At 40.4% G+C, this 26470-nt stretch carries 28 protein-coding genes and 1 tRNA gene; 14 read left to right on the forward strand and 15 right to left on the reverse strand.

All coding sequences use genetic code 11. The annotated features are described in order from the left end of the window. Positions 1-16 precede the first annotated feature (16 nt). Positions 17-1087, reverse strand: coding sequence for a DUF916 and DUF3324 domain-containing protein (locus tag ACI3ES_RS10610; RefSeq protein WP_114667122.1), 1071 nt, complete (start codon positions 1085-1087; stop codon positions 17-19). Positions 1088-1347: 260 nt separating this feature from the next. Here ACI3ES_RS10610 and ACI3ES_RS10615 point away from each other — a divergent pair, with 260 nt between their 5' ends. Then, complete coding sequence (locus tag ACI3ES_RS10615; RefSeq protein ID WP_114667123.1) at positions 1348-2112, forward strand: WxL domain-containing protein; 765 nt, start codon at positions 1348-1350, stop codon at positions 2110-2112. Between the two features lie 105 nt (positions 2113-2217). Here the strand turns inward: ACI3ES_RS10615 and ACI3ES_RS10620 are convergent, their stop codons facing one another. From ACI3ES_RS10620 to ACI3ES_RS10635, 4 genes are all read right to left on the reverse strand, one after another. Continuing rightward, positions 2218-2838, reverse strand: coding sequence for a hypothetical protein (locus ACI3ES_RS10620; protein WP_114667124.1), 621 nt, complete (start codon positions 2836-2838; stop codon positions 2218-2220). Between the two features lie 39 nt (positions 2839-2877). Next, positions 2878-3765 (reverse strand): hypothetical protein, encoded by an 888-nt coding sequence (locus tag ACI3ES_RS10625; RefSeq protein ID WP_114667125.1) that lies wholly within the window; start codon positions 3763-3765, stop codon positions 2878-2880. An 11-nt stretch (positions 3766-3776) separates the two neighbouring features. Continuing rightward, positions 3777-6923 carry a pectate lyase-like adhesive domain-containing protein gene (locus ACI3ES_RS10630; RefSeq protein ID WP_114667126.1) on the reverse strand — a complete coding sequence of 1049 codons (3147 nt, stop codon included), beginning with the start codon at positions 6921-6923 and terminating at the stop codon, positions 3777-3779. A 245-nt stretch (positions 6924-7168) separates the two neighbouring features. Next, positions 7169-8023, reverse strand: a complete 855-nt coding sequence (locus tag ACI3ES_RS10635) for an undecaprenyl-diphosphate phosphatase (RefSeq protein ID WP_036068612.1) — start codon at positions 8021-8023, stop codon at positions 7169-7171. 142 nt (positions 8024-8165) lie between these two features. Between ACI3ES_RS10635 and ACI3ES_RS10640 the strand changes: the two genes are divergently transcribed. Then, a tRNA-Lys gene (locus ACI3ES_RS10640) sits at positions 8166-8238 on the forward strand. A gap of 70 nt (positions 8239-8308) precedes the next feature. Here ACI3ES_RS10640 and ACI3ES_RS10645 read toward each other — a convergent pair. From ACI3ES_RS10645 to ACI3ES_RS10670, 6 genes are all read right to left on the reverse strand, one after another. After that, positions 8309-8563, reverse strand: coding sequence for a hypothetical protein (locus tag ACI3ES_RS10645; RefSeq protein WP_004911900.1), 255 nt, complete (start codon positions 8561-8563; stop codon positions 8309-8311). Between the two features lie 80 nt (positions 8564-8643). After that, positions 8644-9282, reverse strand: coding sequence for a PAQR family membrane homeostasis protein TrhA (locus ACI3ES_RS10650; protein ID WP_004911898.1), 639 nt, complete (start codon positions 9280-9282; stop codon positions 8644-8646). Positions 9283-9382: 100 nt separating this feature from the next. Further along, complete coding sequence (locus ACI3ES_RS10655) at positions 9383-9865, reverse strand: TspO/MBR family protein (protein WP_080519417.1); 483 nt, start codon at positions 9863-9865, stop codon at positions 9383-9385. A 107-nt stretch (positions 9866-9972) separates the two neighbouring features. After that, positions 9973-10854: a DegV family protein gene (locus ACI3ES_RS10660; RefSeq protein ID WP_004911894.1), complete on the reverse strand. Its 882-nt coding sequence runs from the start codon at positions 10852-10854 to the stop codon at positions 9973-9975. A 15-nt stretch (positions 10855-10869) separates the two neighbouring features. Beyond that, entirely contained in the window at positions 10870-11208 is a 339-nt protein-coding gene (locus ACI3ES_RS10665; protein WP_004911893.1) for a CrcB family protein, read from the reverse strand. Continuing rightward, positions 11205-11603, reverse strand: coding sequence for a CrcB family protein (locus ACI3ES_RS10670; protein WP_114667127.1), 399 nt, complete (start codon positions 11601-11603; stop codon positions 11205-11207). Before ACI3ES_RS10670 ends, ACI3ES_RS10665 begins: the two co-directional genes overlap by 4 nt. Positions 11604-11821: 218 nt before the next feature. Between ACI3ES_RS10670 and ACI3ES_RS10675 the strand changes: the two genes are divergently transcribed. From ACI3ES_RS10675 to ACI3ES_RS10700, 6 genes are all read left to right on the forward strand, one after another. Continuing rightward, positions 11822-11992 (forward strand): hypothetical protein, encoded by a 171-nt coding sequence (locus ACI3ES_RS10675; RefSeq protein ID WP_004911891.1) that lies wholly within the window; start codon positions 11822-11824, stop codon positions 11990-11992. 15 nt (positions 11993-12007) lie between these two features. After that, entirely contained in the window at positions 12008-12643 is a 636-nt protein-coding gene (locus tag ACI3ES_RS10680) for an NAD-dependent epimerase/dehydratase family protein (protein WP_114667128.1), read from the forward strand. 381 nt (positions 12644-13024) lie between these two features. Next, positions 13025-14023, forward strand: a complete 999-nt coding sequence (gene trpX / locus ACI3ES_RS10685) for a tryptophan ABC transporter substrate-binding protein (RefSeq protein WP_004911887.1) — start codon at positions 13025-13027, stop codon at positions 14021-14023. Continuing rightward, positions 14020-14919 carry an ABC transporter permease gene (locus tag ACI3ES_RS10690; protein WP_114667129.1) on the forward strand — a complete coding sequence of 300 codons (900 nt, stop codon included), beginning with the start codon at positions 14020-14022 and terminating at the stop codon, positions 14917-14919. Before trpX ends, ACI3ES_RS10690 begins: the two co-directional genes overlap by 4 nt. Then, positions 14912-15667: an ABC transporter ATP-binding protein gene (locus ACI3ES_RS10695; protein ID WP_114667130.1), complete on the forward strand. Its 756-nt coding sequence runs from the start codon at positions 14912-14914 to the stop codon at positions 15665-15667. Before ACI3ES_RS10690 ends, ACI3ES_RS10695 begins: the two co-directional genes overlap by 8 nt. Before the next feature lie 90 nt (positions 15668-15757). Continuing rightward, entirely contained in the window at positions 15758-16672 is a 915-nt protein-coding gene (locus ACI3ES_RS10700; protein ID WP_114667131.1) for an L-lactate dehydrogenase, read from the forward strand. 72 nt (positions 16673-16744) lie between these two features. Here the strand turns inward: ACI3ES_RS10700 and ACI3ES_RS10705 are convergent, their stop codons facing one another. Genes ACI3ES_RS10705 through ACI3ES_RS10715 form a run of 3 tightly spaced genes read right to left on the reverse strand, consistent with a single transcriptional unit; the run spans position 16745 to position 20387 of the window. Continuing rightward, a complete protein-coding gene (locus tag ACI3ES_RS10705; RefSeq protein WP_004911876.1) occupies positions 16745-17701 on the reverse strand; it encodes an ABC transporter permease in 957 nt (318 codons plus the stop codon). A gap of 2 nt (positions 17702-17703) precedes the next feature. Continuing rightward, the gene (locus ACI3ES_RS10710) at positions 17704-18831 is read right to left on the reverse strand and encodes an ABC transporter permease (RefSeq protein WP_114667132.1); all 1128 of its coding nucleotides are present in this window, start codon (positions 18829-18831) and stop codon (positions 17704-17706) included. Continuing rightward, positions 18831-20387: an ABC transporter ATP-binding protein gene (locus ACI3ES_RS10715; RefSeq protein ID WP_080519419.1), complete on the reverse strand. Its 1557-nt coding sequence runs from the start codon at positions 20385-20387 to the stop codon at positions 18831-18833. The genes ACI3ES_RS10710 and ACI3ES_RS10715 overlap by 1 nt, the downstream gene beginning before the upstream one ends. A gap of 235 nt (positions 20388-20622) precedes the next feature. Here ACI3ES_RS10715 and ACI3ES_RS10720 point away from each other — a divergent pair, with 235 nt between their 5' ends. Together ACI3ES_RS10720 and ACI3ES_RS10725 are read left to right on the forward strand one after the other, a co-directional pair. Continuing rightward, positions 20623-22026 carry a potassium transporter TrkG gene (locus ACI3ES_RS10720; RefSeq protein WP_317211346.1) on the forward strand — a complete coding sequence of 468 codons (1404 nt, stop codon included), beginning with the start codon at positions 20623-20625 and terminating at the stop codon, positions 22024-22026. Positions 22027-22043: 17 nt separating this feature from the next. Further along, on the forward strand, positions 22044-22712 hold the full coding sequence (locus ACI3ES_RS10725) for a TrkA family potassium uptake protein (RefSeq protein ID WP_004911865.1): 669 nt from the start codon (positions 22044-22046) through the stop codon (positions 22710-22712). Here the strand turns inward: ACI3ES_RS10725 and ACI3ES_RS10730 are convergent. Continuing rightward, entirely contained in the window at positions 22709-23005 is a 297-nt protein-coding gene (locus tag ACI3ES_RS10730) for an HTH domain-containing protein (protein WP_004911862.1), read from the reverse strand. The genes ACI3ES_RS10725 and ACI3ES_RS10730 overlap by 4 nt on opposite strands. 135 nt (positions 23006-23140) lie before the next feature. On the opposite strand from ACI3ES_RS10730, the gene ACI3ES_RS10735 reads away from it, so the two are divergent. The 4 genes from ACI3ES_RS10735 (at position 23141) to argJ (ending at position 26442) form a co-directional block, all read left to right on the forward strand. Beyond that, complete coding sequence (locus tag ACI3ES_RS10735) at positions 23141-23539, forward strand: GTP-binding protein (RefSeq protein ID WP_114667134.1); 399 nt, start codon at positions 23141-23143, stop codon at positions 23537-23539. Further along, positions 23536-24042 (forward strand): YbhB/YbcL family Raf kinase inhibitor-like protein, encoded by a 507-nt coding sequence (locus tag ACI3ES_RS10740; RefSeq protein WP_114667135.1) that lies wholly within the window; start codon positions 23536-23538, stop codon positions 24040-24042. Before ACI3ES_RS10735 ends, ACI3ES_RS10740 begins: the two co-directional genes overlap by 4 nt. Positions 24043-24167: 125 nt before the next feature. After that, positions 24168-25211, forward strand: coding sequence for an N-acetyl-gamma-glutamyl-phosphate reductase (argC, locus tag ACI3ES_RS10745; protein ID WP_114667136.1), 1044 nt, complete (start codon positions 24168-24170; stop codon positions 25209-25211). A gap of 16 nt (positions 25212-25227) precedes the next feature. Then, complete coding sequence (argJ, locus tag ACI3ES_RS10750) at positions 25228-26442, forward strand: bifunctional glutamate N-acetyltransferase/amino-acid acetyltransferase ArgJ (protein ID WP_114667137.1); 1215 nt, start codon at positions 25228-25230, stop codon at positions 26440-26442. Positions 26443-26470: the final 28 nt, after the last annotated feature.

The following is a 26470-nucleotide window of genomic DNA, read 5'->3' on the forward strand; positions in this document are numbered from 1 at the left end:
TTCTACCGATTAACCCCTAGAAATGCTTAACATCATTATTGACGCTCTGCTTCTTTCGACGTTGCCACCAAAACAGAATGATTGCTATAATGACTGCACCGGCTAACACAAGCCACCACCAATTAAAGCCCTCATCATGAACAAGCGTGACATCTTTATCATTCAACTTCTTAGCTTCCTCATTAGTGATTGGGAAATCTTTTGTAAAATGCCAAGTGCTTTTTTTCGACTTAACTGTCATGTTCATCGTATATTTGCCGGGTTTGAAAGCATGTCCGTCAAGAGATAGCGGATATGCAAAAACTGAATTTGGCGTTATCTGCATCTTGCTTTTTTTGGCTTCATATAACACTTTTTTACTATTTTTACGTGTTACTTTGGATGTAATTGAAATACCATTCAAATATGCTTCCGTCGTGCTATGCAATTCTGAAATAATCGCATTGCGCGAACTGATTTGCCCAGCATCTACCTTTTCAAGACTAAGATTTTCTTTGACATCTGTTTTCTCAGCCGTTTGTAGCACAACACCAATAGCATAAGCGTAGCGATTACGAATCGTAACGCCAGCTTTTTTTGACGCGTTACTTTCTGTTGCAGTGGCAGCTTGTGTAATTGTGATACCACCCGCCACAATACCTTGCCATTGCTTATCAGGAATTTTAACCTTTATTTCTAACTTTTTTGTACTATTAGCTGGCACTTCAACTTGTTTCGGCAACTCAGCGACTTTTCCAAAATCAAACGGTGCTGACTTATCTAATTTATTTTTTGAGGGACCATATTCAGCCACACCGTTAATATTAGTTTTAGCAGCCGCTGCTGCCGTCGTCACTGTTTGTGATTTGTCAGTCGTGTTAGTCAGATTGACAACAAGCGTTTGCTCGTCATTGGGTTTTACTAACAAATCAAAATAAGTATGATCCTTGTTAACTTGATTTTCTGGCAAAACAGCACTAACACGCATCCCCATAGCTCCTGAATCAGCAGATGACGATGACGACTCATCACCATGCGCTAATCCAAGTAATGGTGTCATAGAAAATGTTGCTGTCGCTAAAATAAGGCCAATTTTTTTAATTAGCATAACTTTTTACCTTCTCAACTTCAATTTATAGTTTTACTATACCAATAGTTTGTGACCTCACTTTGCGCATTTTGTGGATAAAATGGGAATTTTTTGTGTCCTTAAATCGCAATAAATGACGAAACACCTAATTAACAAAAAAGATTGGCAGATCACAACACTTTCTTCACAACTCGTCACAATCTATTCGAAAGTTATTACCAATTTAAACTAACCCATTTGATACACTAAACGTAAAGAAGAATTGAGGGTAAATTTGTATGAAAAAATATTTATTGGGTAGCCTGAGTTTTCTAGCGCTGGCAATGGCACCTGTAAGCATAGCGTTAGCTGATGGTCACCACACTTCAAAAGCGACAGTACGGCTTTCTGGGAATAAACCAATTACAATTATTAACAATGACACACCAGTGAAGCCAATTAACAACACTGCTATGTCAACAATTGGCTCAGATGGTATATACGTCGCTTATGCTTCTGAACTAAATTTTTCGCCAATCATCGATAGTTTAGCAAGTAAAAAAAGCAATGAAAGTCTTCTATTAAAAACAAGTCACACCTTATATCCTTCCGCAGATCAGGTGCTCTTGAATAATAAGCAAGTGAACGTCAATCCATTCGTTCAAGTGCATACTGTTTCGAATGCACATGTCTGGTGCGCATCCGTGATTCAAACCGGTGACTTTAAAACAGCTGATGGTGAAACACTTGCCAATGCACAACTAAAAGTTAGTACTACTGATCATAATTTAAGCGGTACCGAATTAGGATCAACAGCTAATACACGGGATTACAATAATCAAGCTTTTGCCGATCAGCAAGCAGTTTGCATGATGATGGGCGAAGAAACAACAGCTGCGGGTGATTGGACCAACACATTTGGTCAGAAAAATAATGGCAAAAGAAACTATGTTGTTGGTGGTTTTTCATTAGACATTCCCGCGGGAACCACTATTATGAATAAGCATTATCAAGCAGAATTAACTTGGATTATGAACGATGTCCCATTGGTGTCATTATCATAAAATAGTAAATTAAAGGAGCGGATATATCTACTATCCGCTCCTTTAATTTACTATTTTCAGAATAACTTTTTGATATCAATCATTGTTAAAGAAATGCTATCTATACTAAACTTGTGGAATATCACTTGTCGTCCAAGTAATTGTTGTTGTTAGCGTCTTGTTTTTAAGCGCACTCACATCAGCATTATTAGGGACAAAAATTCCAAAATTAACATGATCCGTCGAATCCTCATCGTAATTAAAACTACGTTCGCTATTCTCACCTAGAATAGGCGAGTCAACGTCCATAACAACAGCGCCAGGACCATACAATATGTTTAAATCGTCATCTCCTGGATCTTTCATAAATAACACCAATTTCGTAACATCAGCAACCTTATCCTCACCTTGATACCAATCCCCATCAGTTGATGCAGTAATACGAAAACCGTCTCGTGAATTAAATCTTTTATCCGTCGCTACTAACTTTGCATCCCCTTGATAATATTTCATATGACCTAATGATGTTTGAAAAAATTGAGCCGTAGTATCATTATTTTGTAGCGATGTTACATCTATTTCACCAAAATCAAGAGATGGCACTGAGATATCAATTGCCCCATCTGCAAAATTGATACTAGAATGTGACGTATCGGCTTTAGCTGATACATTCATCATCAAAAAAGACGATATTAAAATACTAATAACAACAATAACGTGACACCCTTTTAATATTTTTTTTAGCATTATTAATCTTTCCACCATCCTACGATTGCAAATTTTACGCTAACTATCACTGTTGGGCCCATTAACAATTGACCATGTATACTCTGCTTGATAACTTTTTGATTTTAAAACTATATTGCGGGGTAACTCAAGATATATACCATTTTTAATGCGTTCATTACTGTTGTAAGTAGCTGTCCCAGCTCTATTACCGTTGCTGCCTGCTTCAATATTCGTTTGATTTTTCAGCGATCCATATTCGTAGCTCATAGTGCCAAAACTATCTGCTGATGGTCCAGCCGTCATCTCTAAACTATCTGGTCCAAAAGTCCATTCCGATCCAGCGCCTACTTCGCCACCCCAATTTTGAGTAAAATGACCCGTCGTATTAATTAATCCGGAGATGCTGTAATCAAAAAAGGGCACAGTCCTCACCAATAAGTTCGGTTGAACATCAATTTTATCACTCCCAGCCTCACGATACATACCTTGGAAAGGTTGCGTCATACGTACAGAAATGCTTAGAGGTTGATCATCTTTATCAGAACGTTGATCCACAATTTGCAAATATGGTCGTGTGATAACAGATTGATCTCCCACTTGTTGCACATTAGAAAGTGGCCAAACTTTATAACTCGTGTCTGATTTTTGCACAACTTGTTCATCGTCAAGTGAGCTCTCCGTTATTTCACCAAAGTTCAAGACTGGGAAATGTGTAAAACCCACACCATCTTCGATAATAATACCTTCATTTTCTTGGTTTATTACCTCTCCCACTGTACCCCAATCACTATTAGTATTAATGTTATTTAGCAACGAATTATTGGACACATTGAACTCTAATCCATTCGTTACAGACCCATACTCAATTGAATCTGCAGCAACTGTTTGGTTTATAAGAATCGATAGACTAATAACCGTTGCAAAAGTTAATATTTTTTGTAACATTATATTTTCCCTTAGTCGTCTCCAGGTACACTTGTTAGCGTCCATTGCATTATCGGCGTTTTTATATCATCATAAATATAATCCGCAACCGAATACTTTTTCAAACTATTTAACGTCAAATACCAGCCCTGACCATTACTTACTTTGTTCCAAGATGTATCCAATTCCACAACCATATCGCCATTATTTCCGTTAGGGGCCGTAGCAACCAATAATGAATCGCCTTCGTTACTCAAAAATGAACTATCATTTGTACTGTTAACATACTCAAGTTGTAACTCATCATCGCCAAAAGAGCCTTTATCAACCAATGACGCTTGCATCTGCCAAGGTGTTGTTTTTTGAATTGTGCCATCAGCAACTATTAAGTGACCGTAGTCCAGACTCAAATCAAGCGGTGCCCGATTAAATAAGCCATCCTTGCCACGTTTCAGATTACCAAATGTCATTTTTTCAACTGTATCAGCTATGATTGGCAATGAATCATCTGCAGCAATTAACCGATACCCAACTGCTTCTGCCAAATAATCATGATAAGTATAAGTCGTTCGAGTTGATTCTGCTTCAACACCTTGATCATTTCCAATAACCCAAAACTCCAGTCCTTCACCAACTTCAATTGGATCATCTTGATGGGCATTATTATAATCAGTCATATTAAATGACCATTCTTTCCCATCACCATTCGCAGAATTATTAGCTTTTGTTAGTGTTGCTAACGTGACATACTGTTCAGCATTGTCTTCACCATTAATCAGAATGTTATCCGCAGCCATTGATGTTTTAAAAGTGATTGTGCCACCAACAACATTCACTGCGGGCAAATCATAGACTTGTGGTGCGTAGGTTGGTGTTGATGCCACCTTTGTTTCATAGGTTCCACCATCCACTGTGACAGACACTGTATCATCACCCTGTTGATATTTAACATGGTTATTTGCATCACCGCCTGGAATTGAGAAGTCTTGACTTCGATTGCTTTCAAAAACAAAAATACCATTGCTATTTGTCGTTACTGTGTTTTGTTTAACGCCAACCTGATTGCTTTCCCATGTCACTTGTTTGTTAGCACCACCTGTGCTTTCAAAGTCAGCAATTCCATCACACTCAGCATTTGGCAATGCAAAATTAGGAATCAGTTTTTCTGATATACCATATTGACCACGAATATACCGATCCGCATCACTAACTGCTTCTTCTTGGTTTTCGGCGTCACTAATCAGCGCCAACTTTGCATCTGTATCAGCTTCAGACATAGGCACCCATTTAAGCCAGTTAAATACGTATGACTGAATTTCAAAAACACGATAGTATCTGTTATTACATAAAGCACCTGCCGAACCAGTAACTTTTGATTCAGGCGTTTCTTTTAAACTATAATAACTACTATCTGTAGATCCAACTTGAGTTTCTTGCATCATGTCTGCAATACCAACTCGTTTCCAACTACTATATCCGGCAGGGGCATTATAAGTTAAATGATTGCCATTATTATAATTCGTGACAGAACTGTAAAATGAAACATCTGAATGCTTGACGTTTAATTGCATATACCCAGTTGTATATCCCGTCCAATCAGCACCAGCAACATCGGCATCAGTTTCTCTCTTATGATTTGCAATTAACATATATTTTGGTGATTCAACGTTAAAAACAATCCCGCCATTGGTTTCGTTAACACCAGCAGGAATAGAGAATGTCTGACAGCCCTGACCACTTTTTAAATAGAAAGTCGCATCATCGGCAATGTTAAATTCTCCTCGAACGAGATTAGCAGGTGCTTGAATAACACCAGAATAATCAGAAGCAGTCGTGTTAGTCCCGTTCATTGCCAAGATACCAGCAGAGGCAACGTTAATTTTGGTTGTCAACATGTTAACGGCGCTACCTCGGCGTGACTGAAAAACAAATCCATCATCTTTGACATTCATCATCAGCGTGCCAGCAATGTTAAGATTACTAATGGCGCCATCTATCACACCATTTTGATATAATAGACTGGCATTATTTGTTGCGCCAAAATTTAACCGTGACATGTAAACTTTGGCACCTTTTTCAATATCAATATTTTTAGCAATAGTATTAGTATAATTTTGGTACGTTCCTGAGCTACTACCTGAATAGTAGTTATTGTATAACGCCCATGTATTTGCTAAATAACTAAACGAATTTACACCAATAACCCCCGGTACATTATCATGAATACCTCTATAACGGACTGAGGCATCAGCATGAATATTTGAGCCCATCAGTTGAGTACCTCGGGTTTGCATATCAATATGGTTATAAAGCGCGATGTTCATACCCGGTACTACAAAGGCAGACATGGTATTACCTGCGTCGGTTGCAGGATCATTATCAATCGCCACTGTTACGTCTGATAATGTTAACGTGCCACCAATATCACCTGACGCGCTAGTTGTGCCACGATACAAGATACTATTACGAAAATCGGACATACTTTTAAAGTCATCTGCACTTGCTGAAGTAAACGTTAAGTGATTAATATTAATATCAGGCGCCACACCAGTTGATACTGGTAAACCGTAATATCGCGTTACAATCCTTGTATTAGTTGTGCCCGACGCCCGTCTAACAGTGAAAACGGATGAACTCAGATTGATAGTTTTATTGTTAGATGTAATTTCAATATTATTAGCTCTAGGCTTTAGTGCGTCCGCCATATAGTCATCGACTGCCTTTTCTGCATTAGAGATTGTGGGCGCCGCTGTACCAGTTTCTTGTGTTCTCAACTCAGTATCATACTTCAAATCAATATCATCAGTTACTGTTATTTTAGTCACAGCTGGGGTATTCCATGCTTCCGTAAACTCAGCTGCATTGGTTACTGTTACTTGCCCAGCCATATCTAATAAGGATATGTCACGTTTAGTGCTACTTGTTTTAGAATGATCTTCAGATTCAACTTCAGTGGTCTTTTTGTTGCTTTTATCTATCTTTGTGTCGGAAGATTCTGTTTGTGCTTCCTTTATCGCTTCTTTCACTGTTTCGTCTGATGCCATGACCTTTTGCTCATCACGTACTGATGTTGCCATTGAACTCGTTGCATTCACTTCATCAGCTGCAACCATCATTATTGGTGAAATTAAAATATTTATTAGTAATATCGATAGGCATATTGATATTTTAATTTTCATGTTGTCATTTCTCTCTTGTATACTTATATTTACATTTTCTTTTGATAATAACATTATTTCACAATAACGCGACTATATTATGAAATAAATGTGTCCAAAAAATGTCTTTTTATAAACAAATAAAAGTCACCTAATCATCCGTCATTTTTGATAAAAAAAATCAATTACTAGCTATAAGTTAGTAATTGATAGATGACATTTCATTGTCTTATCAAATTTTTTCAGAAATGGTAACACATTTTATTTTAATGCATTGTCGTAATCACGCCTGTCATGCCAAGCAACAAGAAGATCACACCAACGATAATACGGTAGTAACCAAATGCCTTGAAGTCGTTATTTTTGATGTAATTCATCATGAACTTAATCGCAAACAACGCCACAATCCAAGAAACCACAAAGCCAAATAGCATAACCAAGCCTTGCATACCCGTGAATGAGCCACCTTCATGGAAGAACTTGAACATCTTCAACAGCGTGACACCAAACATCACCGGAATTGATAGGAAAAATGAAAATTCCGCAGCGACAAAGCGTGAAGCACCAAGAATGATGGCACCAAGAATCGTGGCACCTGAACGAGATGTTCCCGGTACTAATGACAAAACTTGGAACAAACCAATGTAGAGCGCTAGCTTAAACGTGATTTGGTTGACGTCTGTAATTAAAGGCGCAATACCCTTTTGACGATTTTCAATCACAATGAAGATCACACCATAAATAATCAACATAGCTGAAACAACCCAGAAATTCAGCAAATGCGCATCCATGAAGTCATTCAGCAATAAACCAAAGACCACAGCGGGCAAGACACCAACGGCCACACGAATCCACAGGCGCCATGTTTGGAACTTTTCACGGTCTGTTTTTTGGGGTGAAAATGGATTCAGTTTGTTGAAATAAAGTTGAATCACGGCAAAAATGGCACCCAATTGAATGGCATAGTCGAAAAATGGGGTGAAAGACTTCGTCCACACAGCGCCGCCGGGGATTTTCATCAGTGTTTCCGCCAAAATAATGTGCCCTGTTGATGATACTGGCAAAAATTCTGTCAGGCCTTCAACGATACCAATAATGATTGATTTAATCAGATCTAGCATGTGTCTAAACGCGTTTCAGACTGCTTATTAACAGTCAACGCTTTTCCTTCCATATTGAGAATAGTTCCATTTTATCATATTTGCTGCTTGCTTTTTCATAAATCACGTGGTATTATATTTATTGTTGTGAAACAGATGATATGGTCAGCTAGCTCAGTTGGTAGAGCAACGGACTCTTAATCCGTGGGTCCAGGGTTCGAGCCCCTGGCTGACCACTATATCAGCTATCAGAATTAATTCTGATAGCTTTTTTTGTGATTAGATGTCAAAAAAAAGCCTTTCGGCTCAATCTTCAACGGCATAATCATTGACATGTAAGGAATCGAGAAAGTCATTTGCGTCTTCTTTTGAAATGATGCCCTTTTCAATATTACCAGCAACAATTTTCTTAATCTCTTGACGAACTTGATTTTTCGTCCCGTCAGCGACGATAATCACCGTACGCTTCAAATCATCATGCCAGGTAACGTTGACTGGCCCCCAAGTATCCAAGTGCTGATCAATTACCCATTGCTTAACGTGTGATTGTGTCAATGCCATATTTTAATTTCTCCTGCAATTATTTAACAGCTATATTATAGCTCAAAAACAATAATATCACATTGATTTTGTTTAAATTTTTAGAGTGAAATAAAGATACTGGCATACATCAAGCCAGCGCCACCGAGTACAAATAGATGCCAGTAGACATGCCCCATAGGAATCTTAGGAATTAGATAAAAAATTGTCCCCGCAGAATAGGTTAAGCCGCCAGCCAAAAGCAACCAGAAGGCTGTGTGTGACAATACGCCCCACAAGATTGGCATTGCCAAAATAATCAGCCACCCCATCACAAGGTAAATGACCACCGACACCCATGGCCAGCGTCCGACAAAGAATAAGTCATAGACAAAGCCGGCAATCGTCATTGCCAAAATAGCACCCCAGATACTCCAGCCGACCCATCCTTTGATTAGTAGCCAAGTGTACGGCGTATAGCTACCTAAAATCACTAGATAAATACCCGCATGGTCGAAAAATTGAAATATTTTGGCCGCACGCGTGAATACCAACGAATGAAACAAAGTTGATGCAAGCAAAAACAAGCCAACTGTGGCGATATATATGATTATCGCTGTCAACTCGAAAGCAGACACTGGTCGTTGCAAGACATGAAATAGCAATGCGATGCCAGCAATCACGGCCAAAATAAATCCTAAACCGTGTGTTACAGCGTTTAATACCTCGTAAACAATCAGGTAACGTTTTGAACGTTGCATTAGTAACCCCCGTAAATAATTATGTGATTTAATTATACAACAAAACCGAGCCATTTTTAGAACGACTCGGTTGATTAACAGTTGACAAAACTGTCACTTTTTAATTTAAGATAGCCACTGCAATCGTGAGGTAAGTCGCAAACATAATCCACGCCAAGTACGGATACATCAAGTAACTCGCCCACAATTGATTGCGCCTGAAAGAGACAATGCAGGCAATCACTAGGACATCTAAAACCAGAATAATCGGTACACCAATCCAGTAAAGATTACCACCAAAAAACACAATACTCCAAATAAAATTAACAAAAAGTTGTAACCCAAATAACACCAAATTAGTCTTTTTGGCTGCTGCATGATGCTGACTAACTAATAATAAATAAGCAGCCACACCAATCAACAGATATAAAATGGGCCAAACAATCCCAAAAACGAAATCTGGCGGTGAAAGTGGTGGCTGTACTAACTGATTATAAATTTGCTTAATGTCACCCGCTAAAAAAGCCGATAATCCACCAATTGCCTCCACCACAACAACCATTCCAACTAATAGGGCGACATGCTGCCACTTTTTTATTACCATCGTGATTTCCTCTACTTTCAGTGTAACGCATCAATACCATTTACAGCACTAAAACACTCAAAAAGCATTGTCATCAAGATGACAATGCTTTCTATTTTTGTTCTAAGTTAAATTAAATCTTCCCAATCATGTGCCCAGAGAACGCCCATAGCGCCGTCACCTGTGTGAACACCAATAAACGCACCCAACACCCCACGTTCAAATTTGACAGTGGGATACTCAGCCTGCAAATCTTTGAGCCACTTATCACCTAATTTGGCGTCGTTACCATCGACTACAATGGCACGCACGGGATAATCGACTTCGGCTAATGATTGACGTAGCGTTTCTTTAATTTCTTTCAACGCCCCGCTCATTTTTCTGGCCTTACCAACAGCACCAATCTTACCTTCATCTTGCACGTCCATTGATAATATCGGCTTAATATTGAGCAAACCGCCCACTAAGGCTGCACCACGTGACAAACGCCCAGTCCGTTGCAAATGTGAAATGTCATTCACCACAAAACGAACCACAATCGACTCACGCAATTTTTCAAGCGCTACCATGATTTCATCTAATGTCTTACCTTTTTCAGCCATAGCAGCGGCCATTAACGCCTGCATACCAGCACCCATGACAGCAATTTTAGAATCCCATGCGCGTACATCAGACATGCCTTCATAACTATCAGCGACTGCTGCAGCTGTTTGATAAGTGCCTGAAATACCTGATGATAATGTGACCAATAAAGCCTGATCGTACCCTGATGCCTTGGCTAAATTCAAAGCTTCTTCCCAATCGCCGGGTGCTGGTTGAGAAGTCGAAGCAATTTGCTTCTTATCTTTCATCATCTTAACCAGCTCACCAAGATCATGAATATCAACACTTTCTTTGTAGACCTCATCACCAAAAATAATGGGATCATTGACCTGAAAAATATGATAACGATTGCGCGTTACCACTGGCATCGCTGATGATGAATCAATAATAACTGCTATTTTACTCATTTGTTCTCTCCATATTTACAAAAAGGTGGCTAAAGCAAATCCCAAGCCAAAGATGACCAAACCGCCAACCAACTGGATTAATAGATATAATAGTTGCTGCAAGGTGGCATGTTGTTCACTTTGGGTCATCATCGTACTAAATGTCGTCAATCCGCCTAGTACACCGGTTGACCAAAAATGATGCAAGGCATTGGTAGCGCCTGTTGCCATTAGTATCCCCATAAAAAAAGCACCAACCATATTAACCGCAAAAATAGCTGTGAGATACTGTGGCTTAGTCGACCAAAAAGTGACCGTTAAGTATCGCAACATTGTACCTAATCCTGCACCAATCGCAACAATTAGTAATGTCATGAACGCACCTCGCTCACTTTACGACCAAACTTTTGACCGATTTTAACCATAATTAACCCACCACCTATTGTTAAGACAACATAGATTATGGCAGTTGTCAGGCTAATTAGAGCCTGCTGGTTAACTTGTAAAATCATCGTACTAAAAGTTGTAAAGCCGCCGATTACCCCTGTACCAATAAAAGTTTGCCAAGGTTGTAAGCGACTTTCACGCTTCGCAAGATAAGCGCCAAGTGATGCAAGCAAAAACGTTCCTACCCAATTAATCAGCATTGTCATTACCGGCATAGCACCAATGATTGGCACTAATCCCAACAAATACCGTACGCTACCACCAATGGCACCGCCGATACCAACCCCTATCAATTCAGTTAAGAATCTACTCTGTTTTTGCATACCCTCTATTTTAACAAATCGACTTTTGATAAGCCAGATATCTGTCTGTCCCTTCTGACAAATGTTCTTCATCTATATTACACCAGTACAGCCTATTTACAAGCGATTGACATCTCATTCGCCTAGTCCATCATGACTGCTGCAATCAGTTTCTCATTTCACGATTATCAAGGGACTCGTGTTAAAATAGTAATTGTAATATATTTAAGGAGATTATCATGAAAAAAAGCACCGTGTATGTCGTGATACTAGCATTAGTTTTGATGTTTGTCTCATTGATTAGTTGGATTATGAAGCAATCTACATTTGCTATTTTGACTTCTAACTTAGGATTATTGATTCTAGCTATTTCATATATTTGGGACAATCGCAACAATATGCTGAAATAATCGTGAGGTAAGCCGGTGATTGAAAAGAAACAAAAGATTGTCATTGTGGGTGGTACTGGTTTCGTTGGTCAGGGTTTAATTAAATATTTGTCGTCCGAATTATTTGAGGTGCACAGCATTTCACGCCATCCATTCAACGGCAAACCAGGTGATCAGACACACTATCACGCAATTGCGCTAAGTGATAGTGAACAATTGCGTCCTATTGTGAGTGATGCGGATTGGGTAATTGACGCTGTTGGTATTCTGCTACCCAACCCATTAAAAAATCAAACCTACCAAAACAGCAGTTATGAACCAGCTCATCAACTGATTCATTTATTAGCTCAGGAAATCAAACCAAAGTTCCTTTTCATATCAGCAAACGCTGGACCATTCTTTATGCGACCTTACTTAAAAGCCAAACTAGCCGTTGAGCGCGAAATGGCTCAGGCGCTACCTGGTCGCGCTTTTGCAGTTTACCCTGGTATTATTTTTGATCCCGCGCGACAAAGTTCATATTGGCCGGGTGTGGCCTTGACCCATCTGAAAAGTATCGCCTACTTCAATAAATTTCGACCAGTTGCCAGATCTGAATTTGCCAAAGAAGTGGCCGGTATTTTAATCGGCAAACCTAGCCCTTTGTTGCGGCGTACTGTGAATAAAATATGAGATTTTGTTAGTTTATACACAGCCTTTAACGCGACAAACCACTACTGTTTGTATTATCACACAACAGATTTAATAATTATCTTAACAATGTGCTTGACAACTCATCAAATTCTTAGTATCCTTATTCCATAAACAACTCGGAGATAAATCATGCAAAAAGTTTCAGCACAATTTAGTAACGCTTGGTGGCGTCGGTAAATCAGCTTTTCGGTAACGGACAAGCTGAGACAATCAGTTTTGTCCATACCGACGACTTTTGCATTACTTTGAGTCTGTATGGCAATCAACACGCCATGCAGACTTTTCTTTTGACCTTGGAAAGCTTTGTGTGGCTTCCCAAGGTCATTTTTTTATGAAGAGAACAGTTATGGAGATTATATTATGAACAAACGTTTAGCAGCAGTTATCATCGTCATTGTCGCATTTTTGGGTGTCGCATTTTTCCAAACATCCAAGCCTCAAACCGCCAAAAAGCAGTACATACCAACTGTGGGCATTCTACAACTAGTAACCCATCCGGCGCTGGATCAAATCCACAAAGGTGTCGTCGCTGGTTTGGCTCATGAAGGTTACACCAAAGGCAAAATCAAAATTGATTATCAAAATGCGCAAGCAGATCAGTCTAATTTGAAGACCATGTCACAGAAATTTGCTAACGAGAATGCTGATTTAACCGTTGGTATCGCTTCTCCTGCCGCCTTATCGTTAGCTAAAACAGCTGACGGACAAACGCCTGTTATTTTGGCCGGTATTACTGACCCTGTCGGAGGAGGCTTAGTCAAATCAACACAACGCCCAGGTAAAAATATTACTGGTACATCAGGTGATTCACCTCTTCAACAGCATTTAGATGTGATTAAAGAAGTTGTCCCATCTGCCAAAAAGCTTGGCATTATCTACACAACTTCTGATCACGGTGGCGAATATAATGCCAAAAAAATGGCAACTTTAGCTAAGAGCCAAGGCTATGACGTCAAAATGTACACGATTGCCACAACCAACGATATGCAACAAATTGCTGAAACCATGGCCGGTCAAGTCGATGTTGTCTACGCCCCACAAGATAACGGTGTTGCTTCAGCCATGAAAACTCTAATTAATGTCACAAACCAAGAAAAGATTCCAGTCATCCCCGCAGTCGATACAATGGTTAAAGACGGTGGTTTAGCCACTATCTCAGTGAGCCAATATGACATTGGTTACCAAGCCGGCATCATGGCTGCTAAGGTTTTGAAAGGCAAAAACCCTGCCACATACCCTGTCAAAACAATCACTAAGGGTGTGCCAGTAGTCAATGAAAAACAAGCTAAATTATTGGGTATCACATTACCACAATCACTCGTCAAAGACGCTGAAAGTAAAGGAGAAGTAATCAAATGAGTATTATCGTTTCAAGCATTGGTCAAGGACTACTTTGGGCCGTATTAGGGGTCGCGCTATTTCTCACATTTCGTATCTTAAATTTTCCTGATATGACTGTCGAAGGCTCATTTCCATTGGGTGCAGCGACTGCTGTGGCTATGATTGCCCACGGCGTGAATCCCTATTTGGCAACCATCAGCGCTTTTATTGTTGGCGCAATTGCCGGCTTAATCACTGGTCTACTTTACACAAAAGGAAAAATTCCTATCTTGTTGGCTGGTATCTTGGTTATGACAGCCTCGTTATCCATCAATTTACGCATTATGGGGTCAGCTAATATTTCATTGCTCAACCAAAAGTCACTCTTTTCGGCCGCTTTCTTACGTCACCTGCCTAAATATTTTGACTCCGTATTGGTTGGCTTCGTCATCATTGCAATCATTACTATCGCACTGATTTTCTTCCTCCAAACTGAACTCGGACAAGCTTTCATTGCCACTGGTGATAACCCTAATATGGCGCAATCAATTGGTATCAAAACCGATCGGATGACAATCATGGGACTGATGTTATCAAATGGTTTAATCGCTTTTGGCGGGGCTGTCATTGCTCAAAATAATGGCTACGCCGACATTAATATGGGCATTGGTATTATTGTCATTGCCCTAGCCTCAATCATTATTGGTGAAGTTGTCTTTGGCGAATTAACATTAAATGAACGACTTGTTGCCGTGATTGTTGGTTCGATTTTATATCGTTTGGTCTTGCTGGCTGTCTTGCAACTTGGCTTTAGCACTAACGATTTGAACTTAATTTCTGCCTTTGTATTGGCACTGGCTATGATGTTACCACAAATTCGCCACGCACTGAAATTAGACACTATGCTTAAAAAAGGAGTTGCCCCTCATGACTGAACCTGTTTTTTCACTTAAAAATGTCGTTGTGACTGTCGGTGAGAATACCGAAATTCTCAAATCGCTCAACCTTGATATTTTTGACGGTGACTTCATTACTGTTTTGGGCACCAACGGTGCTGGAAAATCAACCCTTTTCAACGCAATCGCTGGTAATTTGCCAATTAGTACGGGTCAAATTTTGCACCATAATCACAACATTGCCAACGAATCTGCCGTAACACGCACCAACTATATCGCTCGTGTTTTTCAAGATCCGAAGATGGGTACAGCGCCTCGGATGACTGTTGCCGAGAATTTATTGCTCGCTGAAAAACGAGGTGCTAAGCGTCGTCTGCGTAGTCGAGGTTTGACAAAAGAAAAGCTCAATGAGTACGCCGCAATTACAAAAACAATGGGTAATAACTTAGATACACGGCTACAAACAGCCACCGGTGATTTATCTGGTGGTCAGCGACAAGCTTTAAGCTTCTTAATGGCAACACGCGTCAAACCAGAGCTACTTTTACTAGATGAACACACGGCAGCGCTCGATCCAAAAACGTCAGAACAACTGATGTTAGCCACCAATCAGCAGGTCACGGACAATCATTTAACCGCTTTGATGATTACTCATAATTTGGCAGACGCCTTACAATATGGTAATCGCCTCATCATTTTAAATGCAGGCCAAATTGTCCTTGATGTTCGTGACGAAGATAAAAAAATGCTCACCGAAGAACAAATTCTAAAGTATTTTATTGCCTAACTAATTAAATGTGATATTAGCAATGAAATCTTAACTTATTAAGTGTATAATTTAATTCATATTTAATGAAAATGAATAGGTGGGGTTTTTATGCGTAAAGTAGGAATAGTTGGTATCGGTCATGTGGGTGCCACCGTCGCACACTTGATTGTGTCACAAGGTTTAGCTGATGAACTAGTGCTGATTGACAAGAAACCAGAGAAAGTGGCCTCTGAGGCATTAGACTTCAGCGACGCAGCAAGTCTTTTGGATAAGCACATTGATGTGCATGTTGGTGATTACCCTGATTTAGCAGATGCAGATGTTGTCATCAGCGCACTTGGTCACATTCATCTCATCAAACCAGATGGTGATCGCTTTGGTGAACTCAAGGCAAACTTGCCAATGGCCAAGCAGGTTGGTGCTGACTTGAAAGCAGTCGGTTTTAATGGTGTATTGTTAGCCATTAGTAATCCTGTTGATGTCATTACTGGTATCTACCAGCAAGCTACCGGCTTGCCAAGTGCACAAGTCATCGGGACAGGAACTTACCTTGACACAGCGCGACTCAAGCGCGTCTTTGGCGAAGCGCTAGGTGTCGACCCGCGTAGTGTCAACGGCTATGTATTAGGTGAACATGGCGCCTCCCAGTTTGCCGCTTGGTCAACAGTTAATGTTATGGGTCAAAATGCCCGTACGTGGGCAGCAGAAAAATCACTTGATTTGGATAAATTAGAAAATGACGCTCGCGTCGGTGGCTTCACTGTTCATTCTGGTAAAGGCTATACAAATTTTGCCATTGCCCACGCCGCCGTCTCATTGCTACAAATTATTTTGTCTGATGCACGAAAAGAAGCGATTGTTTCTCACTATAACGAGGATTTTGATGGCTATATTTCATCCCCAGCGATTATTGGTCGCGGCGGTGTTGTCGCTAACTTCGATTTGCCACTAACTGCTGAGGAGCAAGACAAGTTGGCAGCCAGCGCTAAAGCTATTCAAACCAAAACAGCAGATTATTCTTAAATCATAAACCCTTCTTACGAAGGGTTTTTTGCATCAAAAAAAACATGCCATTTTGACATGTTTTGAAGTGTATTAAGCTGCTTTAATATAATTAACACCATCTGCTTTTGGCGCTCGTGTCTTACCAAAGAAGAAGACAAGCACGACAATTGTCAGTACGTATGGCGCAATTTGTAACCAAATTGACGGAACATTTTTCAAGCCCGGCAATTGTGCACCCACAACTGCAAGTGACTGTGATAATCCGAAAAACAATGAAGCGCCCATGGCACCTAATGGATTCCATCGGCCAAATATCATGGCCGCCATAGCCACGAATCCTTGTCCCACGATAGTGCCGACACTGTAATTAAGTGAAATTGACTGAGCAACTACTGCACCACCAACACCACCTAAAACACCTGAAATCATCACACCAGAATATCGTAAACGAGCAACATTTAGACCTAGCGTGTCAGCTGCTTGTGGATTTTCACCTACTGAACGCAAGCGCAAGCCAAATTTTGTTTTGAAAATGATATACCATGATAGAACAGCCACGATGATTGCTAACCATGCTGGGGCTGATGTTTTCTCAAAAAAGATTGGTCCAATGAACGGAATTTTATCTAAAACAGGTACATTAGCATAACCAAAGTCTTGTGAAATAGGTTCGGTTTGTCCTTTGCCATAGATTACTTTAATCAAAAAGACACCCAACGCTGGCGCCATCAAATTAATAACAGTACCAGAAATAATGTGATCAGCTCGTAAAGTGACCGTCGCCACTGCATGTAAGAGTGAGAAGACTAACCCAACAATCGCACCAGCAACCAGACCAAGCCAAGGGGTCAACGTGCCAAAAGTATTTGCAAACGTAAGATTGAAGACAACGGACGCAAACGCACCCATACCCATGATACCTTCCAAACCAACGTTGACCACACCACTACGTTCCGAAAATGTGCCACCAATTGATGTAAATATCAGTGGTGCTGAATAAACCAATGTACTTGATACAACTAATGTAAGAATCGCTACTAATGACATGTTTATTCACCACCTTTCGCTTGTTTGCTAGCAACTTTGGCCGACTTTTTAGCAGCGTCTTGAGCTGCTGCCTTTTCATCCATAGCTTTAATGCGCTTTTGAATCAGACGGATTAGGTAGTTTGCGCCAACGAAGAAAATAATTGAGGCAATCACAATATCTACTAATTCAAATGGCACACCTGAACTCATTGGCATACCTAAACCGCCAATTTTAAGCACTGAGAATAGCGCAGCAGCACCCAAGATGCCCAAATATGAACCACCACCCAACAATGCAACGGCCATACCATCAAATCCGATAGATGGTGAGCTATTTTGCGTAAAGAAGTTGAGATAGTTGCCTAGTCCTTCGATTGTACCAGCTAAACCAGCTAAACCACCAGAAATTGCCATCGCAACAACTGCTGTTCTTTTTGCCGAAACACCAGCGTATTTAGCAGCGTCAGCATTCAAACCAACAGCGGTAATTTCAAAACCTAATGTTGTCTTTTTCATGACAAACCAAACTACCACTATCATAATTAAAGCAATGAAGATTCCAGTCGAAACGCTTGAACCTTGTGTCAAATCTGTCAGCCATTTTAATTGAAGAGAGGCATTATGCCCAACTTGTTTCGTCGTTTCAGCAGATTCTTTGATGCTTTTTGCCATCGTATTTTGCAAAATATTGTTACCCAAGAAGAGCAAGATATAGTTCATCATGATTGTGACAATCACTTCACTAGCACCAAACTGTGCACGTAACCAACCCGGAATTAACCCAGCAACGGCACCCAAAGCAGTACCTAAAATTAACGCACTAGGAATCATCACAAAGGCTGGCATATCAGGGAAACTCAACGCATACCATACAGCGCCTACCCAACCAGCCAATGCTTGCCCAGATAAACCAATGTTGAAGAATCCCGCCGTTGATGCAACCGTGAAACCCAAGGCAGTCAATATCAACGGTGTCATTTGCGTCAGGACACCACCAATGTCTTGCATTGACCCAAACGCCGAACTAATTAAAGCAATATAACCTGAAATAGGATTATAACCGAACACTAGCATAATGATAGCGCCGACAATCAACCCAAATAATACAGAAAACAGTGCAACTGAAAAATTATTTTTTTGCACCACCATTAGACTGTCACCTCTTCTTTCAACGCTTCACGCGCGGCTTCCAAACTCATGCCAGTCATCAACAAACCTAATTCTTGTTTATTTGTCTCCTTGGCGTCTACAATACCAACAATTTTACCAGCATTAATGACAGCAATCCGGTCTGACAAATTTAATATTTCATCTAATTCAAAACTCACTACCAGCACCGCTTTCCCAGCAGTACGTTGATCAATGAGTCGACGATGAATATATTCAATCGCGCCAACGTCCAAACCACGCGTTGGCTGAGCTGCGATAATCAAGTCGTTATCACGGTCTAATTCTCGCGCAACAACAGCTTTTTGCTGATTACCACCCGACATTGAACCTGCTGTAACATGAATACTTGCTGCACGAACATCAAATTCTTTGACTAATTTGTTAGCCAACTTATCCATTTCTGCTGGCTGTAAGACACCTGATTTAGAAATTGGCTGCTTGTAGTAAGTTTGCAATGACAGGTTTTCTGACAAAGTCATGTCAACTTCCATGCCAAAACGTAAGCGGTCTTCCGGTATATGACCAACGCCTGATTCCGTGATTTGACGCGGCTTTTTGTTTGTCACGTCCTTACCATTCAATGTGATATGACCAGACTTAACTTTTGTTAGCCCTGTAATCCCTTGAATTAATTCAGTTTGACCGTTACCATCAATACCTGCCAAACCAACAATTTCACCAGCTTTAACTTCAAGACTGAAGTCTTTTACAGCGGCAACGCCACGTGCATCATCTACTTCAATATTGTCAATCGACAACACTGTTTGTTTTGGTTGCGCAGGTTCTTTCTCCGTTTTGAAGCTCACTTCACGTCCAACCATCAAATCAGCTAATTGTTGTGATGAAACACCAGCAACAGGGAATGTCTTGATAGACTTACCAGCACGGATAACCGTTACGCGGTCTGCGGCAGCTCGAATTTCGTCCAGCTTGTGGGTGATTAAAATAATTGATTTGCCCTCTTTGGCTAAATTGTGCATGATGGCAATCAATTCATCAATTTCTTGTGGTGTCAAAACCGCCGTAGGTTCATCAAAAATTAAAATATCAGCACCACGATACAAGGTCTTTAAAATCTCAACACGCTGTTGTTGTCCGACAGATATGTCTGAGATTTTCGCCATTGGATTAACTGCCAACCCATATTGGTCTGACAAACTTTGGATTTTTTTAGCCGCCGTTTTGGTATCTAATGAAAGTCCTTTTGTAATTTCTGATCCTAAAACAATGTTCTCCGTCACTGTAAAAGCATCTATCAACATAAAATGTTGGTGAACCATACCAATGCCTAACGAATCTGACTTTGAGGGTGAATCTACCACTACTGGTTGCCCATTAATTAAAATGTCCCCACTAGTTGGTTGCAACAACCCTGTTAAAATATTCATTAATGTCGATTTGCCGGCACCGTTCTCACCAAGTAACGCGTGAATTTCACCTTGTTGGACTTGTAAATTGATGTCATCATTGGCAGCAAAATCGCCAAACTTTTTGACGATGTGTCGCATTTCAATGACTGGTGTTGATTCGGTCATATATCATCCACTTCTTTCTATTCATTTCATTTGTAAAAATTCCGCGGACAAATGCTGTTCGCGGAAATTCCTTAAAGAATATTATACCATGTTCTATAAACACATATATTTCATTATTTTTACCTATTGCTAAACGCTTTTCAATCGTGAAAATGGCAATAAAATGACTCAATATATTCACACATACCAACTAATAAACCCTCATCAACCTTATTAGATGCGTTATAATAAGAGCATGTCTAGAAAAATCGACCTGCCCTCCGCTGCGGAAATGCGGAAATTTCATGATTATTCACAGCGACGTTTCTTTTGGTCGCGTATTTCAATGCCGCAACGACTGTCGTTAGGTTTTTTAACCGTGATTACAGTGGGTGCACTATTATTGATGCTACCCATCAGTTATGTTGGTGGTCGTAATCATACATTTATGGATGCGTTATTCACCGCCACATCTGCTGCATCCGTTACTGGTCTCACCGTTGTTGACACAGCAACTCATTGGACTACTTTCGGTCAAACCATTATCATGATTTTAATCGAAATTGGTGCGCTTGGATTTATGTCTTTTTCAGTGTTGTTGTTTACGGCCACTCGTCGACAGATGGACTTACGCAGTAAAATGATGGTGCAAGAAGTCTATAATTTACAAAGTTTATATGACACACGTGCCGTCTTTGGCTATGTGATTAAACTTTCGATTGCGATTCAATTCATTGGCACTATTTTATTAGCACCCTTTTTTATTCATGATTTTGGTTGGGGACGTGGTGCTTTTTATGCGATCTTCCATGCCATTTCTGCTTTTGGTAATTCGGGTTTTTCTATTTTGCCAAAAAACACCGCCGAATATGTCAACCAACCCTTTGTGTTAGCGATTATTGCTGCCTTAGTCATTGCTGGTTCGTTAGGATTTTTGGTTTGGCGTGACGTGTTGCTGTATCAAAAAACGCATCGTCTAACACTTCATTCAAAGTTAGCTTTGGTCATGACCGGCGCTTTAATCATTGGTGGTTGGCTTTTGTTCGAATTAACTGAACGCAACTTAGCGTTTGCCAAGGGCTTGTCCCCCGTCATGCGCGTTTTTGATACGCTATTTATGTCTATTTCGTATCGTACCGCCGGATTTACACAGTTTGATGTCGGTGGTCTTGGGTCCGCCACTATTCTATTGACAATGATGTTAATGTATATTGGTGGTACGCCGGGATCAACCGCCGGTGGTATTAAGACAACAACGTTGGGTGTCTTAATTTTACAAACCCATGCTGCTTTACGTGGCAAAAAAGATGTCACATTTGCTCATCGGCGCTTGACCCAAGAAAATATCATGCGCGCTTTGTTATTAGTTTGTGTGTCACTTGTTTTTCTTGGTATTCTGTCGTTTATGTTGATGCTCACACAGAGTCATGCTGCCAACCACGGTCTGGAATACGTTATTTTTGAGGTAGTCAGTGCCTTTGCCACTGCTGGTTTGACACTCGGTCTCACACCCCATTTGACGACTTTTGGGCAATTGGTCATCATGTTAGCAATGTTCATTGGTCGTGTTGGTATTTATACCGTTATGTTCTCAATTTTGAATGTTCACGACGAAGCCGCACCGTATCGCTATCCCGAAGAATCAGTCATTATCGGATAAAAAATTTGAGGTAAATTATGAAACAAACTTACGCTATTATTGGACTTGGTCGATTCGGCGGTGCCCTGCTGCAAACACTAGTCGCTAACGGTCAAGATGTGATGGGTATTGACATTAATGAAGAAAATGTCAATGATTATCGTGATATTGCTACACAAGTGGTTGTCGCAGATGCACAAGAAGATGATGTCTTACGAAAACTTGATATTGCAAGCTTTGATCACGTTATCATTGCCATTGGTCATAACATGCAAGCCAGCATTCTAGCTACCATCAACGCCAAAGATTTAGGCGCCAAAAATGTTATCGCCAAAGCGGAAAATCATACCCATTTGCGTGTACTCACAAAAATAGGCGCTGATGTCGTTGTGCAACCTGAACGTGAAATGGGCGAACGAGTGGCACGCAAACTATTAGCGCCCAACATGTTAAACTTTATAGAGTTATCTGATGACTATTCAATGGCAGAAATACAAATTGTCAATCCTGTGTTTTACGGTCGTTCTATTAAAGACCTCAACATCCGCAAGAAATTTGGTCTGAATGTGATTGCCGTTCGGCATGATAATGAAGTCATTGTCGCCCCAGAAGCCAGTTACACCTTACAAGAAAAAGACATTGTATCAGTAGTCGGTCCTAAAGATATGGTTGATGACTTCGACCAAATTACTAACCAAATTAATTAAATACCTTCATCTAATTGATTGATTTTGTCAAACACGGCAAACAAATTATCCATTTCGGTTAAGCGATATTTTTTTGAATTACGATCAAAAATAATTTCAGATTTAACTGGTTCACCAATTTGTAAGTCATGCAAAAAAGTACGTATTTCAGAAATGTCGCGTTGAACTGTCTTGCGTCCAACAAAAAACATGTCTTCGATTTCTTCTATTGAAAGCTCGCGATGACTAATAAGTGATGAATATAAGCGTAAGATGCGTTGTTTGTCATTAAAAATTGTTTTCCGTGCTGCCATGATTTTCCCCGATTCAAAAACTAGTTTTATTGTATCAAATAAAACGTTTGTTCGCTATTCCAGTCTCATGACAAAAACAACCATTCCCATCTTAGATAAGCATGTTCCCTGCATTGTCAGGAGAAAGGACATATCATGTCTTTATTCGATATTTTCAAAAAAAAGCCCACTGAAAAAAAACTTGATGAAACACCTGAACCCGAACCACAAGCGCCTAAAACATGGCGCAATACTAGCGATGCAAATGAATTTTTTGAGGGGTATCAAGCGGCCATTGCGGCACTTGAGTCCGAAGGTAAATCAGCATCAGCTGAAACGTTGCGTGCAGACAAAACCCAACTTCAACTAGATTTTGTCGACCGCTTTGAAGTTGAAACACAACGTCAAATTACCAAAATCACTGACATAGATGAGCGAACTGATGCCATTATTAAAGCGATTGCAACCGTCCGCGCATATAACGCGGACATGCCAATTCAAGTCCGAACACGTCTCGCACAAGCCAAAAGAAATTTGATTGGAGAAACAAAATGAAACTTAATGTTACATTAGAAAATCAATTGCTACCCGATATTTATGCTAAATATGCTCCAGATAATTATCGTACCAACGGCATGCCCACTGTCAACTTTCCAGTCAATATTAGCGACATCCCCACGGGCACCGTATCACTATCAGTGAGTTTGATTGATTACGACGCCGTCCCTGTGACTGGTTTCCCTTGGATTCACTGGTTAGCTGCTAACTTACCCGTCGCCAATATTCCAGAAAATTTGCGCGCAACCGGAACAGCCACTTTTGGTACAAATTCTACTTGGCACAATGTTCAAAAAATGGGTGAAACAGCTAATTCTGATATCAACCAAGCTTATATTGGCCCAATGCCACCCGACAAAACACACCAATATACTTTAACTGTGTTTGCCTTAGACACAAAATTAGATTTACAAGACGGATTCTTTCTGAATGAGCTGCGTAACAAAAGCCAGAATCACGTCCTTGCAACAGCAATCCTTGATTTACCCGCACGAGCCTAGCACTTCTTCGGAAGTGTTTTTTTATGCACATATTTAGCAGTTATTCACGTTTATTTTGCATATATATTGCATTAAAATTCATTTTGAATTAATATTTAATCATCAAATGAGATAGGAGATTTGCAATGTTAACCCAAAAAATTAAAGCTGCAATTGTTGGCATTACCGGATACGCTGGGCTTGAATTGCTTCGTCTTCTGTATTCTCATCCCTTTATTGAGGTAGCTGTCATTACTAACACTCAGCCAGATGGTCATGACATTAGTGAACAGTTCCCACATTTATCCGGAATGTATAATTTGTCACCCGAACCGTTTGACGCTTTGCATATTATGCAGAAAACCGATATTGTTTTTTTGGCGACATCAAGTGGTATCAGTAAGGATATCGCTGAACCATTTATCCTTGCTGACTTTCCAGTGATTGATTTGTCTGGTGATTTCCGTCTCACTGCTGATGATTATCAAAAATGGTATCACAAAACACCTGCGACACCATCATTATTAGCAAAGAGTCAGTACAGTTTAGCTGATTTTTATGATGACGAAACGACAAGCTACATTGCCAACCCCGGTTGTTATGCAACGGCGACACTGCTAGCATTAGCGCCACTAGCCCAACATCATTTACTCGACCAAAATAATATTGTGATTGATGCCAAAAGCGGTTTGTCGGGTGCTGGCAAATCATTAAGCACCACCAGCCATTTTGTTAATGTCAGCGATAATTTCACAATGTATAAACCAAATTCACATCAACACATTCCCGAAATCACCCAGCAATTACATATTTGGCAACCAGATATTGCTCATATACAGTTCACAACATCATTATTGCCAATTAATCGCGGTATTTTCGTCAGTGCTTATGTCAAATTAAAAGAACCTCGAACACCGCAGCAATTGCAAGAACTATTTGAAAACACGTACGCTGACAAAACGTTTGTACGTGTCATGCCCAGCAATGAATTACCAAATATCAAGCAAGTTGTTGGCACTAATTTCGCGGATATCGGGTTAACTTACAACCCAGAGACACAATTTCTCACTATTGTTAGCGTCATTGACAATATGATCAAAGGCGCTGCCGGTCAAGCAATTCAAAATGCTAATCACTTTTTCGGTTTTCCCGAATCAACCGGTCTAAAACTCATTGCACAATATGCTTAAGGACTAAGGACTACCTATGACAAAACTTCTCTCACAAATTCACACCATCACTGATGGCAATATTGCTACACCAAAAGGTTTTCATGCTGACGGTCAGCATGTTGGACTCAAACATAAATCAAAGGATCTTGGCTGGATTTATAGTGATGTACCTGCTAGTGTTGCTGGTGTTTTCACAACTAACCAAGTGCAAGCCGCACCGGTTCAACTTGACAAAAATGTCATTCAAAATGGTCAAATACAAGCCATTATTGTTAATTCTGGAAACGCTAATGCCGTAACGGGTGCAATTGGTTTGACTCACGCCAAAACCATGCAGGCCGTTACCGCTGCACAGCTCAATATTTCACCGGAATTAGTAGCTGTTTCTTCAACGGGTGTGATTGGTCAGCCACTGCCCATCGACACTGTCACCGCCGGCATTGCACAACTCAATATTGACGGTGATGCAGATAGCTTTGCCGAAGCGATTAAAACCACTGATACGGTCAAAAAAACCATCACAATTCAATCAGAAATTGCAGGGCATCAAGTTACCATGAGTGGTGTAGCCAAAGGCTCTGGCATGATCCACCCCAATATGGCGACCATGCTAGGCTTTATCACAACAGATGTCAGTATTACGCCTTCTCTTTTACAAACTGCATTATCGGCTGACGTCGAAACTAGTTTTAATCAAATTACCATTGATGGTGATACATCGACTAATGATACAGTCCTTGTGATGGCTAATGGCGGCGCTCAAAATCCACCTATTACAACAGAAAATGATGATTTTTCCCAGTTCAAGGTCATGCTTAACACTGTCACTACGGCACTGGCTATTGCCATTGCCAACGACGGCGAAGGTGCAACCAAACTGCTAACAGTCACAGTCAACCACGCACAGGATGGTCTTGGCGCACGCATGGTTGCCAAAAAAATCGTTGGCTCATCACTCGTCAAAACGGCCATGTTTGGTCAAGATCCTAACTGGGGACGTATTATTGCAGCAATTGGTGCTAGCGGCGTTAACATTAATCCCGATATCATAGACATTTCTCTAAACGGCATCACCGTGATGTCGGCTGGCGCTCCTATTGACTTTGACGCGCAACAAATGAGCGAGCAATTAGCACAACACGATATTGATATTGCCATTGATTTACATGACGGCACTGCCACTGGTCAAGCTTGGGGCAGTGACCTCACATACGGATATGTCAAAATCAACGCCTTGTATACCACCTAACCCACCAAGTCATCACACATGGACGGAA

It is taken from the genome of Leuconostoc falkenbergense, assembly GCF_045801155.1.
Lineage (GTDB): Bacteria > Bacillota > Bacilli > Lactobacillales > Lactobacillaceae > Leuconostoc > Leuconostoc falkenbergense.